This is a genomic window from Halomonas sp. Y3, assembly GCF_024137965.1.
GTDB classification, from domain to species: Bacteria; Pseudomonadota; Gammaproteobacteria; order Pseudomonadales; family Halomonadaceae; genus Halomonas; species Halomonas mongoliensis.
The window spans coordinates 2939316-2952099 of record NZ_CP099975.1 but is presented as its reverse complement, the minus strand read 5'-3'; the positions used below and the strand labels follow the sequence as shown (position 1 = coordinate 2952099).

The following is a 12784-nucleotide window of genomic DNA, read 5'->3' as shown; positions in this document are numbered from 1 at the left end:
CTCGTCGGTGACGAGGGGGGTGGCGGTGCAGGAAATGGAAAGCTGCACAGCGCCACAATACCTACAAGGAAGGACGAGCAAAGCGGATGACCTTGAGCGCTCAAGGTAGCAATGCCGGCGCAAGCGAAGGAATGATAGCCATAGCCGGCATATTTAACTAAGCAAGGAGACTATAGTCCCATGGCAACTCAAGAGAGCTTGAACCAGGCGCAGCTGCTTTACGTCGCCTACTACGGCCGTCCGGCCGACCCGCAGGGCCAGCAGTACTGGGCAGAGCGTATCGACGCTGAAGGCGTCGGCCACATCCTGAACGCTTTCGGCACCTCCGCCGAGTACGAGAATGCTTTTGGCAACCTGTCAAATGCTCAGCTCGTCAATAACCTCTACAACCAGCTGTTCGGCCGCGATGCCGAGCCGGCTGGCCTCCAGTTCTACGTCGGTCTGCTCAGCAGCGGCGAGAAGACCCTGGCCGAGATCGCCTACGAGATCGCCGGTGGCGCCCAGGGCGACGACGCAGTCGCTCTGCAGAACAAGCTGGACGTGGCCGATGCCTTCACCGCAGGGCTCGACACCACCCAGGAAATCCTTGCCTATGAAGGCAATGCCGCTGCCGCTAGCGCCCGCGACTTCCTCGCCGGCGTTGATGCCGACACCACTGTCGCCGACGTCGACGTTGACGGCTTTATCAACTTCCTGGTCACCGGTGATGACGGCCAGCCGGAGCCGCCTGCCGAAGGTGAAGAGTTCCGCCTGACCGCAGAGGCCGACGTGCTGACCGGCACCGCCGGCGACGACGTCTTCGACGCCAGCTTCACCACTATCGGTGGCCGCGACGCTAACACCCTGGGCAGCGGCGACCGTCTCGACGGTGGCGAGGGTACCGATACCCTGAATGCGCAGCTGATGACCAATGCGACCGTCACCGATACCTTCCTGGGTACTGCTGACGCTACCGCCATCTCGCCGCGTACCGAGAATATCGAAGTCGTCAACATCCAGGTGCAGTCGCGTCTGGCGCAGGACGTCACCGTTAACGGTTCCAACATCGACGCTCAGTTCATGAACGGCGTCCAGCAGTGGTGGTCCGATAACAGCCGCGCTTACCTGCAGATCGAAGACATTCGCTCTGCTCCCGAAGAGACCTTCTTCGGCATGCGCGACACCGATCCCAACGTTAGCTATGCGGCCTTCTTCAACGCCCGCGAAGTGGCGCTGGGCCAGGGGCGCTCTGATTCCTTCCTGACTCTGACCGTGCGCGAGTCCGGCGCACCGGAAAATGAGCTGCAAAACTTCACCGTTAATGCGGTGACCATCGAGCTCGACGGCAGCGACTACACCCTGTCCAATGCTGCCATGGCCCAGGCCAACAGCTTTGCCGAGTTCAAGGCCGCTCTGGAAGCGGCGATCGCCTCTGAGCCGGCTCTGGCAGGTGTTACCGTCAGCAACAACGAAGATGGTACTTTCGTGCTGGTCGACGAGCAGGGCCGTGACTTTGCCGAAGGCACAGTGACCACCACTCAGCCGGGCAACTTCGACATCGAAGGCAATCAGCAGGTCGGCGACGCTACCCTGTTTGACGTGCTGGTCGAAACCAACGTGGTGCTCGACGGCGCTGGTAACGGCTCCCAGGGCGGTATGCTGAACATTGGCGCCATGTCCGGTCAGGACGGCATCGGTGTCTTCAACACCACCGTGCTGAACGACAGCCACCTGCTCGCCATGTCTTCCGTCAATCTGAATGCTGGCAACCAGCCGGAAGGCTTCCTGGAGATCGTCAACGTTGTCGGCGATGGCGACCTGACCATCGGTGCGACTCGCGGTGACAGCACCCCGGTCAACGAGCTGGCCTCCACCGACGGCCGTGCCTTCGGCACCGACGTTGATGGTAACCTGGTCGGCCTGACCGACGTTCGTCAGGTTAACGCTGATGAGTTTAACGGTGACCTGAACGTCGCTATCAACCTGACCGGCGACCTGGGCGCCAAGGCCGATAGCTACTTCCGTGATTCCGGCAGCAGCACCAATCCGGATGATGACGGCAGCGACTTCGTTGGCGGCACCGGCGCTTCCGGCGAGAAGTACGCGCCTGGCTTCCGCTACGCCGGCGGTAACGGCGACGATATCTTCACCTTCGACTTTGACGGTGAAGGCGGCAGCGGCGACAACTTCTTCAACGCCCTGACCGGTGTTGAGCTTGACACCGACGTGGTGATCGACATCGAGGGTGGTGCCGGTAACGACCGCTTCAACTTCAACAACAGCCTGATCGACCGCTCTGTGGTCAGCATCGACGGCGGCGCAGGTCGCGACACCGTTGAAGTGACCACCAGCTCCGGTACCGGTACCGGTGCCGCCCGCTGGGCCGCGTTCGACAGCATCGAGACGCTGGTGATCGCCGGTGGTGATTCCAATCACGCTATCATCACAGGTAACATGAGCGGCCTTGAAGATATCGTGATCGCCACGGGTGACTTCCAGTCCGGCGGTTTCGATAACGCCGTGACCCAGATCGAAGACGGTACTGACGTCACCATCAGCGGCAAGAACCAGACCCTGTCTGCTACCAACTTCAATAACGATGTCAACCAGACGTTCGGCGACATCGAGCTGGTGGGCCTTAACGTCAACACTCAGCATCTCAACGTGACGCTGGACAACACCTCTCGCGGTGCTGCTACCAGTGACACCTCCGAGCTGAGCGTTGACTCCCTGCGCGTCGACAATGTGGCCAGCACCACTGTAACCTCTGCCGGTCGCCGTGAGGCCACCAACGTGGTCAACACCATGTCGACCAGTGCTCGTACTGTCGATATCGACGGCACCCAGGACCTGGATCTGCACATCGATCGTATGGGTCAGACCCAGGGTGGTACTACCATCACTGGTCCGCGCAACATCGATGCTACCGGCCTGACCGGTAACCTGCAGACCAACGGTAACCTGAACCAGGCCGACCTGACCCTGGCGCTCTCTGCCCAGGTCGTCAACGGTGGTGGTAACGGCTTTGGCAACGGCATCAACCCCAACGCCAACAACTACGTCGGTATTAAGGGCACGCTGAACGACAATGACACCCTGCAGCTGTATGGTGCTCTGAACACCGCTGCTGAAATCAGCGAGTTCGAAACCATTCAGTTCGGCGCTCCGTTCGCCGCAACTGGCGCAGGTGCTCAGGGCTACTTCAGCGCTAGCAACACCACCGGCGTGGAAGTCTTTGATGTCGCCCTCCTGGCGGGTGATCTTACCCTCGACTCCCTGCGTGACGAGAGCTACGTCGAAGTGTCTGGCAACATCGGTAGCGGCATCACCCTCGAGCTGATCGGTGAGACCGGTGTCAATGAGCTGGACGTGGCTCTGAGCGGCGGAATCCACGAAGGTACTCTGGACATTCAGAGCGCAACCAACGTGGAGATCTCCTCTCTCGTCGCGGCTGGCTCTACTCTGGAGAATCTGACTCTGGATGCCACGGTCGAGGATCTGACGCTGATCAACGTCGCACTGGATAACGTTGCCGTGTTCGACAGCATCAGCAAGATCGACCTGTCTGACAGCGCTGGTTCTACGCTGACGCTGCAAGATGCAGGGGCTGCTGCTACCGAGACTACCATCGTGATCGGTGCCGGTGACGTTGATATCACCAGCAACTCCAACGAAGCGGTGAACTTCGAGTTCGTGGCTGCCAGCCAGAATAGCGGCGCACCCAGTGAGTGGGTCATCAGCGGTTTCGATCTCTCCCAAGATGTGCTGGACTTCTCCGAGTTCGGTATCTACGGTTCGCTGGGCGATATTGACATCGACTATGTGTTCACTGGTCCCTTCTTTACTGGTACCTGGAGCGCGGTTATCACCAGCGATGTTGGTCAGAACGATCCCAACTATTGGGAGCTGACCATTGAGGATGGCCTGGGTACGGGCTTCCTGGGGCTGAACGAGCTGGATGCCAGCAACTTCGCCTTCGCATAACTCTATCTTGTAGAGTTGGCTGTAGTAGCCGCCCCCTCGGGGGCGGCTATTTTTTTATCGGTACGCCGAGTTATTCTGTGCCTCTCCCTATGGAAAAGGAGTTGCCCCATGAGCCTCTATCAGGCGCCCGAAGCCCTGGATCCCGCCCATCACGGCGGCTTGACCTATCAGCCCAACGTCAGCTTCCGCTTTGCAAGCGATGCAGTCACCGTGCCCCTGGTGGCAAGCGAGGTGACCACCGCCGCCCGAGACTACGTCGTGGTGTTCGATACCGCCAAGCCCGCCGCCTATGCGCTGCTCGGCGTGGCGCGAGGCCACAACGCCTATGTCACCCCCAAGGGGCAGTGGCGGGGCCGCTACCGCCCGGCGGCCATTCGCGCCTACCCCTTTACCATCAAGGTCATGGGGGAGACCCCCGAGGGCAAGACCCGTTACGCCATGGTGGTGGACATGGCCAGCGAGCACGTCAACGCCCCCGGCGGCTATCTGCTCTTCGAAGAGGGCAAGCCCACCGCGCTGCTGGAGAAGATCAAGGGCATCCTTACCAACCTGGAGAAGGACCGCATCCGCCTGACCCGCCTGGTCGGCCAGCTGGAGCAACACGGCCTGCTGGTGGCGCGCTCGCTGGAAGTCAAGTCGCGTAAGCTCGGAGTGAGCGGTTTTCGGGTGGTGGACAGCGAGGCCCTGGCGGCCCTGAGCCCGGAAGCGCTGGCCGAGCTGCGCGACAGCGGCGCCCTGATGCTTGCCTATGCCCAGATCCTGTCGCTTGCCAACCTGCAGGATAGCCCCGTGGCCGACCTTTCCGGCGTCGCCCCGGCCGGCCCCCTGAGCCTCGATGAACTGTTCGACGAGGGCGACGACGACTTCGTGTTCGACTTCGACAGCTGAACTGCCTGCCGGCAGCCCGTCAACCTGAGTAGAAAGGCGCGCACAGCAAACGGGGCGCCGGTGTGGTGACCTGGCGCCCCGCGTCGCTTGGGTAGTGCCGATTATGCCATGGCGGCGGCGAATACTTCGTCGAGGTTGGCAATGCCCAGCGTATCCAGCAGCTCTACGCTGACGCTGAACGCCTGCCCGTCCGGGCGGGAAAGGCTTTCATTGCCCTGCATGTCCCACTGCCAGTCGTAGCCGAAGTAATGGTACAGCTCGCTCTGGTTATAGAAGAGCGTGTCCGGCCCGACACCGATGGCTTCCGGCAGCACCAGCTCGCCGTTGAAGAGGGCAAAGTCGATAAAGCCGGTGGTGTAGCCTACCTGCTCGGCATAGTGGCGGATGGGGCTGTCGCCGACGAAGTCGATGGTGACCAGGTCGAGGCTTTCGGGGCCCGCTGCGCCATCGAGCGTGAACGTGATGATGGAGCCAAAGTTCTGGTCGGCCGTGATTTCCAGCGCGTCCAGGGCGGTTTCAAATGAGAGCATGTCGGTCTTGGTCAGAAGCACTGACGAGACGCCATCCTGAACGGTGCTGGCTTTTTCAAACTCGTATACCACCGAGCCCTTATCAAGCACCACCACAATGCCGCTGCCGGCGTCATGCTCGGGCGGCTGCTCGGGCGGCTGCTCGGTGATGGGCTCGCGGGATACCTGCGAGACGACCGCGGCGGCCGTCTGTGCATCAAACGGCTGAGTGCCGCTCTCTACCTCCGCAAGGTAGGCGGTGGCGGCCTCCAGGCGCTGGTCGATCAGGTCGGCATCGTTGGCTCCCCCGGTGGGTGCCCGCGCGCCGTCCAGCAGGGCGGGGATCAGGCTCGCGGGCGACAGCGCGCCGCTCTCCAGCTCTCCTTGCCAGTAGGCGAGACCCTCGGCATCCGCTTCGCGATCGAAGACGGCGCGGTAGGCGCTGGCCACCAGCGCAGCAGCGTCGCCCTGGGTGTCGAAGCGGGCCTGAGCCTCCGGCAGAGCCAGCAGCGAAGCGGCGGCTGCCGTCAGCCCGGCCTCCTCGCTTTGCCAGGCGAGGAGTTCGGCGTCACTCGGAGCGCGCCCGAGCAGGGCAACGGCCAGGTCGATCCATTCCGTGCGCGATACGGGAGGCTCCTCTCGGGAGATCTGGGCAACAGCCTGCTGTGCCGTCTGTAGGTCGAACGGTCGGCTGCCGTCGTCGACCTCCGCTAGATAGCGGGTGGCCGCTTCCAGCCGCTGATCAATCAGTGCCGCATCCATGGCGCCGCCGTTGGGTGCCCGTGCGCCGGCCAGCAGGGCAGGGACCAGCGTCGTGGCTGACAGTGCGTCGTTCTCCAGCTCTCCCTGCCAGTAGGCGAGACCCTCGGCATCCGCTTCGCGATCGAAGACGGCGCGGTAGGCGCTGGCCACCAGCGCGGCAGTGTCGCTTTGGATGTCGAAGCGGGCCTGAGCCTCCGGCAGGGCCAGCAGCGTAGCGGACAAGGCGGAAAGTCCCGCTTCTTCGCTCTGCCAGGCGCGGAGTTCTTCACCACTCGGGGCGCGCCCGAGCAGGGCAACGGCCAGGTCGATCAGTTCACGCGTCATCTTCGTTCCCTCGATATGAAGTTATTCATTGATGTTGGTTGGCGCCGGCGAAGATTAGCCTAAATCAGCGCCGGCAAACAGCGGCGCTGCACCTGTGCGCAGGGGCCAAGAGAGGCCTAGGAGCCTGTCGGACTTAACGCTGATCTGCTGCGAACCCCGTGTTCCTCGCGACGATCGGTCAAACCCGACAGGCTCCTAGGTTTTTGGGCCTGTGCTGGGTATCCTTGTGCCCGCTCATCAACAAACCGAGGAATACTATGCCTTGGCAACAGGCCGGCATTACCCGGCACCATCTCGAGCAGGCCATGGAATGCTGCGATCGGCTGGGCCTCGACGCCTTTCGCCGTAGCTGCCACCCCGGGTTCAAGGCCGCCAAGGGCCGGCGGGTGACCTATCAGGGCCGCGGCCCCTACGAGCCCAGGCCGCTGATGGCCGCGGCTTATTCCCTGTGCCACCCCCAGGCGCCGGCACTTGGGCCCAAGGCGTTTTCCGGTGACGCGGCGCGCCAGGCGCTGCTGCGCGACTACGGCTTCGCGCTGGAGGAGACATCGCCGCCGCCGGCGCCTCCTGTGTCCGAGGGTACACCCGAGGGCCAAACCCTGAGTGCCCAGGCGCGCACCTGGCGCGACGGCCTGCGTTCGGCCGAGGCGCGCATCGAACATCTGGAGCAGCGGCTGGCCATGGCGCGCACGGCCCGCGCTGTCTACCTACGTGCCCTGCTGGATGCGCTGCCCGCACCGGCTGGTGCACCGTCCCATCGTGAGAAGGAGAGTTCCGATGCCTGATACCCCGATGTGCCGCGGCGCGATGCGCTGGATTCCCCTGGTGATGCTCGTTGCACTGCTTGGCGGCTGCGGCCGCGTGCCCCTGGTGCCGGTGCTGTAGCGGCCCGGCTGCCGGCAGGATTGGATCGATCGTCGCGTATGAGCAAGACGCTGCAGGAGAGCCGTGGCAAGCCGCAAAGGCGCCTGGGCTTTTGGTATGTCGCTGGGTATCCTGTGCCCAGCCCCAACCGCAAGGAGTGTATCGATGAGTCTCTATCAGGCCCCCGAGGCGCTGGACCCTGCCAAGCACGCCGCGCTGACCTACCAGCCCGACGTCAGTTTTCGCTTCGCCAGCGAAGAGGTGGCTGTGCCCCTGGTGGCCAGCGAGATCACCACCGCCGCCCGTGACTATGCGGTGGTGTTCGATACCGCCAAGCCCGCCGCCTATGCGCTGCTGGGTATCGAGCGGGGCCATAATGCCTACGTGACCCCCCAGGGGCAGTGGCGGGGGCGCTATCGTCCGGCGACCATTCGCGCCTACCCTTTTACCATCAAGGCCATGGGGGAGACCCCGGAGGGCAAGACCCGTTACGCCATGGTGGTGGACATGGCCAGCGAGCATGTCAATGCCCCCGGCGGCCATGCGCTTTTCCAGGGCGAAAAGCCCACCGCGCTGCTGGAGAAGATCAAGGGCATCCTTACCAACCTGGAGAAGGATCGCATCCGCCTGACTCGCCTGGTGGGCCAGCTGGAGCAGCACGGCCTGCTGGTGGCGCGCTCGCTGGAGGTCAAGTCGCGTAAGCTCGGCGTGAGCGGCTTTCGGGTGGTGGACAGCGAGGCCCTGGCGGCCCTGAGTCCGAAGGCGCTGGCCGCGCTGCGCGACAGCGGCGCCCTGATGCTCGCCTACGCTCAGATCCTGTCGCTTGCCAACCTGCAGGACAGCCCTGTGGCCACGGTCGCCGCCGGCCCGGGCGAGGCCCCCGAGAACCTGGACGAGCTGTTTGACGGCGGCGAAGACGATTTCGCCTTCGATTTCGACAGCTGAGCGCCATGAGCCACCCGAATACTCGGCGGCGTCCGCGGCTGCTCTGGGCCAACGCCTACTGTCTGATGGACCTTTCCAGCGGCGCCTCCATGGCGGTGCGCGAGATGCTGATCCAGCTGGTGGGGCAGGGCTATGAGGTCGAGATCATCGGCGCCACCGTGTTTGACGCCGAGAGCGGCCGGCTGCCGCTACGGGCCCAGTGGGACAGGATCCAGCACAGTTCGTCGCCGGTCGTCACGCTAAAGGATCCGCCGCTGACCCACCGCCTGGTCAAGACCGCCAGCATCGAGCGTGGGGCCATGACCACCCTGGAGCAGACGCGCTGGCTGGACCTCTACACCCAGACGCTGGAGCGCTTTCGGCCTGATCTGGTGTTCTTCTACGGCGGGCGCCCCCTGGACCTGCTGGCGGCGGATGAAGCGCACAGCCGCGGGATTCCCTGCGTGGCCTATCTGGCCAACGGCAACTACCGCGGAACTCGCTGGTGCCGCGATGTGGACCTGATTCTCACCGATAGTGAGGCAACGGCGTCGCATTATCGTATGACCCAGGGTATTGCGCCGCGGGCCATTGGCGCCTTTATCGATGCGGGGCGCGTCGTGGCGCCTCACCATGAGCGCCGCCGCGTGCTGGTGGTCAACCCGTCCCCTCAGAAGGGTGGAGCGGTGGTGGTCATGCTGGCGCTGCTGATGGAGCAGCGCCGCCCGGATATCGTCTTCGAGGTGGTCGAGTCTCGCGGCAGCTGGCAGCAGCTGCTCGAGCAGATGACCTCGCAGCTGGGCGCGCCTCGCGACTCCCTCGGCAACGTCGTGGTCACGCCCACCACCCGTGATATGCGGCCCGTGTACGGCCGGGCACGCCTGCTGCTGGCGCCGAGCCTGTGGTGGGAAAGCTTTGGCCGCGTGTCCGCCGAGGCGATGTTGAACGGGATCCCGGCCATCGTGAGCAATCGCGGCGGCCTGCCTGAAGTGGTGGGCGAAGGGGGCGTGCACCTCGACTTCCCGGAGGTCTGCTATGAGCCGCCATACGGGAGGGTGCCGGGCCGCCAATGGCTGGAGGCGCTGGTTCAGCACATCGAGCGCTTCTTCGACGACGATGCCTACCATGAGGCCATGGTGGCGCGTGCCCGCGCCCAGGGGGAACGCCACGGCATGGCGACCAGCACCGAACGGCTATGCGCCGCGCTGGCCCCGCTTGTGGCCCGCCGCGCCGGAGACAGCCACGCCGACCGGCGGCCCAACAAGCAGCTGCACGGGCCGGCGTAACGTCGACAAGCGACAGGAGAAACGTCACTTATGCCGACCGTCAGCGTGATCATGCCGGTCCACAACCGCGAAACCCGCCTGCCGGGTGCCGTGGAGAGCATTCTCGACCAGCGCTATCGAGACTTTGAATTGCTCGTCGTCGATGACGGTTCAACCGACAGGACGCCCTCGGTCATTGATCACTACGCGGCGCTGGATCGCCGAGTACGCCACCTCAGGCTGCCGGTGAACGGCGGGCCCGGCCTGGCGAGGAGCATGGCACTGAAAGCGGCTAGCGGAGACTATGTGGCGATCATGGACTCCGACGACGTCGCACTGGCCGAGCGCCTGGGGCGCCAGGTCAGCTTCATGGAAGCCAACCCCCATGTCACCCTGGCTGGCGCCAATGCCATCAAGGTGATGCCGCAGGGCAGGGTGCAGATGAAGATGGCGCCGGGAGATGCGGAGCTTAAGGCTAGGCTGCTGCTGGTGGATGCCACCTTTGTCCATCCCACCGTGATGATGCGGCGGCAATTTTTGGTGCAGCATCGGTTGACCTACAGCGCAGAACGAATCTGCGATGAAGACCATGATCTCTACATTCGCATGGTGCAGGCCGGGGCGACACTGGCCAATATGCCCGATACGCTGCTGGAGTATCATCGCCATGGGCAAAATATCACGGCCAATACGCCTCATCTGGAGGAGGGCAAGACGCCTCTACGGCGTATACTGCTTGGCTTGTATTATCCCGACCTGACGCAGCGCGAAGCGGCGGCCCTGGCCGAAGTGTTGCAGCCGTCTCCCAGGCTGTCGGCCAAACAAGCCTTTGCAGGCCTCTTGGCGGCAGATAAAGCCATGACGATGCAGCACAGCCAGTTTGGTGAAGACCATCAGGTGCTGAATGCGATCATCAAGCGCTATACGGACCCGCTGTCGCGTTCGCTTGCATCCATGATGCAGCGCTGAACCCAGCGCGATGAGGAGCACCTGGTGCACCTGCTGCGCCTTGTTCATGAGGACTATGCTCGGGCGCAGCAGGTAGGTGAGCGCGCTCATGCCGCCGTCAAGCAGGAGTGGACCTGGAGGCACCAGCTGGGCAAGGTGTTTCCCGAAGCCTGAGCTGGCTGTAGGCAACCTGAGCTGGCTGAAAATGCTACTGGCTTTCGCGAACGCGCTCGGTCGTGGCTTCCAGCCGCACGGCCGGTCGCTGACTGGCCTCTCGCTCCAGCTCGTGGATATTGCCCAGGGTCCAGGTCGGGCCCGGCAGCGGGTCGCCGGTGTCGACGATCCCCCCCGGGCAGAGCGCCGGGCCGACGGTGTCCAGTCCCGCCGAGCTGCCGTGATAGCTGTGTGAGGTGCCGTCTGCGCAGGTGATGGCCCAGTTCTGGCCGTCAAGGTAGGTAGCGCTCCAGGCCCAGGCGCCGCCGGAGGCCAGCAGTAGCACCGCGCCGGGCAGTAGGTGTTTGATCTTCATAGTGATTGTCTTCGTCAGGCAGGGCGGACGGCCAGTTCCGTTTGTCGACCGCGGTGGAGCCCTGGCGCTGCTGTCGTGGCCGCTTCCCCGGTGACAAGAGCCAGGGCCGGAAAGGGCTCAGACTTTCAGCATAGTCCAGGCGCCGCCGGCTGGCTTGGAGCTTTGGCTGCTATCACCAAGAATTTAAGGGCTCCCCTGTGGCCTGCAGGGCAAGTGCGGTATGATGCGCGGCGCCCATACACATTTTTTTGGAGGATTCCATGGCTGAAGAACAGGCACAGACTATCACCATCGACGGCAAGCAGTATGAACTCGACAAGCTGAGCGAGCAGGCGCGCAACCAGGTGGTCAACCTGCGCATTACCGACCAGGAAATCCAGCGTCTCAACCACCAGCTGGCCATCGCCCAGACGGCTCGCGTAGCTTATGCCAACGCGCTGAAGCGTGAGCTTGAAGGCGATAACGTCGAGAATACGGCACACTGACCGTCGGCATTTCTGGTGGGGGGCGCACTAAGCCTTGTGCTCCCCCACCCGTTGTTTGAATGGCGGAGGCACCTCGCTCCGTTGCTGGTGCAGCCGTCATTTTCTTTCTATAAAAGGCGGTCCAATGCGCTCTACCAATATTCGTTACCTTCCTCGCTTGGACCATTTGCGCTTCCTGGCAGCCCTGTTGGTGCTGGCCTTTCATCTCTACCACTACTTCTTTCATGGCTGGCAGCCAAACCCCGAGGCAGCACTGATTGGCTTTATTGTTGAAGGGCATAGCGGAGTGGCGCTGTTCTTCACCCTGTCGGGCTTCCTGTTCATGCTGATCGCCCTTCAGGGGCCGATCCGCTACCGTCAGTTCATGTTCAATCGTGTGCTGCGCATTGCGCCGCTCTTTCTGGTGGTGTTTTATCTGGCGATAACGCTGGGGCGTGACGAGTTTCAGGCTACCGATATCCTCTACGTGCTGTTTTCCAATATTGGTGCTCCTCCCACTTCGGACCACTTTGTGACGGGTGCTGCCTGGACCATCTCGGTGGAGTTTACCTTCTATCTTATCTTTCCCTTCCTTGCGGCGGCCTTTATCTCTCAGGGCTGGCGTTACCTGCTGGGAGTGTGGTGTTTGCTGTTGCTCTTCAAGCTGGTGATCCATGCTAGCGTGGCGGACCCCATGCATGTGTTTTATTCAACGTTGCCCGGCAGGCTCGATCAGTTTCTTATCGGTATGGCGGCGGGTGTTTTATATGCCAAGTATCGGGAGCCTCTTGCTCGCCATGGTGTTTTTCTGTTTATCGGAGCCTCTCTCTATTGCTACAGCATGCTGTATCTTCTGGCGCGCCATGCCAGTACTTTCAGTGCCGACCGTCATGAGCCGCTGTGGATCGTCTGGGCCAGCCTGGAGGCGGTGGGGTGGGCATTACTGATAGTGGGTTACCTCTCCTTGCCGGCCGTGCGGGGGCGTCTGGCCGAGTGGGTGGGAGCCGTGCTGATGCACTGCGGCAAGATCAGCTACTCCTTCTACCTGCTACATGCCAGCGTGCTTTTCTTGTGGCTGGAGCACTTGGGAGTCTGGCAGCCCACGGCCTGGTTCGCGATCAACTTCCTGGCCAATCTGCTGGTGGTACTGCTGCTGTGCATCGCCATTGCTTCGCTGAGCTATGCCTGCATCGAGCGCCCCTTTCTGAAACAGCGCGGCCGCTATGTTGTAGAGCCAGCCGGAGCGGAAAGGGCGGCTGTGTCTCAAGACGTTTCCGTCAAGCCAGAGTCGGGCTAGTTCGATGCGGTGGCTGGGGCTAGGGCTAGGGCTAGGGCATGAAGGTG

The 12784-nt window shown here is 62.9% G+C and carries 11 protein-coding genes; 9 read left to right on the top strand and 2 right to left on the bottom strand.

The genetic code is table 11. The features are described 5' to 3' along the window. The first annotated feature begins 180 nt into the window (after positions 1 to 180). Positions 181 to 3963, top strand: a complete 3783-nt coding sequence (locus NHL60_RS14020; RefSeq protein WP_253444601.1) for a DUF4214 domain-containing protein — start codon at positions 181 to 183, stop codon at positions 3961 to 3963. A 108-nt stretch (positions 3964 to 4071) separates the two neighbouring features. Further along, positions 4072 to 4851, top strand: a complete 780-nt coding sequence (locus NHL60_RS14015) for a SapC family protein (RefSeq protein WP_253444598.1) — start codon at positions 4072 to 4074, stop codon at positions 4849 to 4851. A 101-nt stretch (positions 4852 to 4952) separates the two neighbouring features. Here NHL60_RS14015 and NHL60_RS14010 read toward each other — a convergent pair whose 3' ends face one another. After that, on the bottom strand, positions 4953 to 6446 hold the full coding sequence (locus NHL60_RS14010; protein WP_253444595.1) for a DUF4214 domain-containing protein: 1494 nt from the start codon (positions 6444 to 6446) through the stop codon (positions 4953 to 4955). Positions 6447 to 6703: 257 nt separating this feature from the next. Between NHL60_RS14010 and NHL60_RS14005 the strand changes: the two genes are divergently transcribed. From NHL60_RS14005 to NHL60_RS19605, 5 genes are all read left to right on the top strand, one after another. After that, positions 6704 to 7231, top strand: a complete 528-nt coding sequence (locus tag NHL60_RS14005; RefSeq protein ID WP_253444592.1) for a hypothetical protein — start codon at positions 6704 to 6706, stop codon at positions 7229 to 7231. A gap of 244 nt (positions 7232 to 7475) precedes the next feature. Continuing rightward, complete coding sequence (locus NHL60_RS14000; RefSeq protein ID WP_253444589.1) at positions 7476 to 8255, top strand: SapC family protein; 780 nt, start codon at positions 7476 to 7478, stop codon at positions 8253 to 8255. 5 nt (positions 8256 to 8260) lie between these two features. After that, positions 8261 to 9520 (top strand): glycosyltransferase, encoded by a 1260-nt coding sequence (locus tag NHL60_RS13995; protein ID WP_253444586.1) that lies wholly within the window; start codon positions 8261 to 8263, stop codon positions 9518 to 9520. A 30-nt stretch (positions 9521 to 9550) separates the two neighbouring features. Further along, positions 9551 to 10468, top strand: a complete 918-nt coding sequence (locus tag NHL60_RS13990) for a glycosyltransferase family 2 protein (RefSeq protein ID WP_253444584.1) — start codon at positions 9551 to 9553, stop codon at positions 10466 to 10468. Positions 10469 to 10492: 24 nt separating this feature from the next. Continuing rightward, positions 10493 to 10621 (top strand): hypothetical protein, encoded by a 129-nt coding sequence (locus NHL60_RS19605; protein WP_301271065.1) that lies wholly within the window; start codon positions 10493 to 10495, stop codon positions 10619 to 10621. A gap of 34 nt (positions 10622 to 10655) precedes the next feature. On the opposite strand, the gene NHL60_RS13985 is transcribed toward NHL60_RS19605, so the two are convergent. Next, complete coding sequence (locus NHL60_RS13985; protein WP_253444581.1) at positions 10656 to 10976, bottom strand: hypothetical protein; 321 nt, start codon at positions 10974 to 10976, stop codon at positions 10656 to 10658. Between the two features lie 260 nt (positions 10977 to 11236). Here NHL60_RS13985 and NHL60_RS13980 point away from each other — a divergent pair, with 260 nt between their 5' ends. Both NHL60_RS13980 and NHL60_RS13975 read left to right on the top strand, forming a co-directional pair. Continuing rightward, positions 11237 to 11461, top strand: coding sequence for a DUF6447 family protein (locus tag NHL60_RS13980; protein WP_253444578.1), 225 nt, complete (start codon positions 11237 to 11239; stop codon positions 11459 to 11461). Between the two features lie 124 nt (positions 11462 to 11585). After that, positions 11586 to 12737: an acyltransferase gene (locus NHL60_RS13975; RefSeq protein ID WP_253444575.1), complete on the top strand. Its 1152-nt coding sequence runs from the start codon at positions 11586 to 11588 to the stop codon at positions 12735 to 12737. Positions 12738 to 12784 lie beyond the last annotated feature (47 nt).

What these genes read in the sequence shown, in the direction of transcription:
- NHL60_RS14020 (WP_253444601.1), top strand. Translation starts at nt 181, where the DNA reads ATGGCAACTCAAGAGAGCTTGAACCAGGCGCAGCTGCTTTACGTCGCC.
- NHL60_RS14015 (WP_253444598.1), top strand. Translation starts at nt 4,072, where the DNA reads ATGAGCCTCTATCAGGCGCCCGAAGCCCTGGATCCCGCCCATCACGGC.
- NHL60_RS14010 (WP_253444595.1), bottom strand. Translation starts at nt 6,446, where the DNA reads ATGACGCGTGAACTGATCGACCTGGCCGTTGCCCTGCTCGGGCGCGCC.
- NHL60_RS14005 (WP_253444592.1), top strand. Translation starts at nt 6,704, where the DNA reads ATGCCTTGGCAACAGGCCGGCATTACCCGGCACCATCTCGAGCAGGCC.
- NHL60_RS14000 (WP_253444589.1), top strand. Translation starts at nt 7,476, where the DNA reads ATGAGTCTCTATCAGGCCCCCGAGGCGCTGGACCCTGCCAAGCACGCC.
- NHL60_RS13995 (WP_253444586.1), top strand. Translation starts at nt 8,261, where the DNA reads ATGAGCCACCCGAATACTCGGCGGCGTCCGCGGCTGCTCTGGGCCAAC.
- NHL60_RS13990 (WP_253444584.1), top strand. Translation starts at nt 9,551, where the DNA reads ATGCCGACCGTCAGCGTGATCATGCCGGTCCACAACCGCGAAACCCGC.
- NHL60_RS13985 (WP_253444581.1), bottom strand. Translation starts at nt 10,976, where the DNA reads ATGAAGATCAAACACCTACTGCCCGGCGCGGTGCTACTGCTGGCCTCC.
- NHL60_RS13980 (WP_253444578.1), top strand. Translation starts at nt 11,237, where the DNA reads ATGGCTGAAGAACAGGCACAGACTATCACCATCGACGGCAAGCAGTAT.
- NHL60_RS13975 (WP_253444575.1), top strand. Translation starts at nt 11,586, where the DNA reads ATGCGCTCTACCAATATTCGTTACCTTCCTCGCTTGGACCATTTGCGC.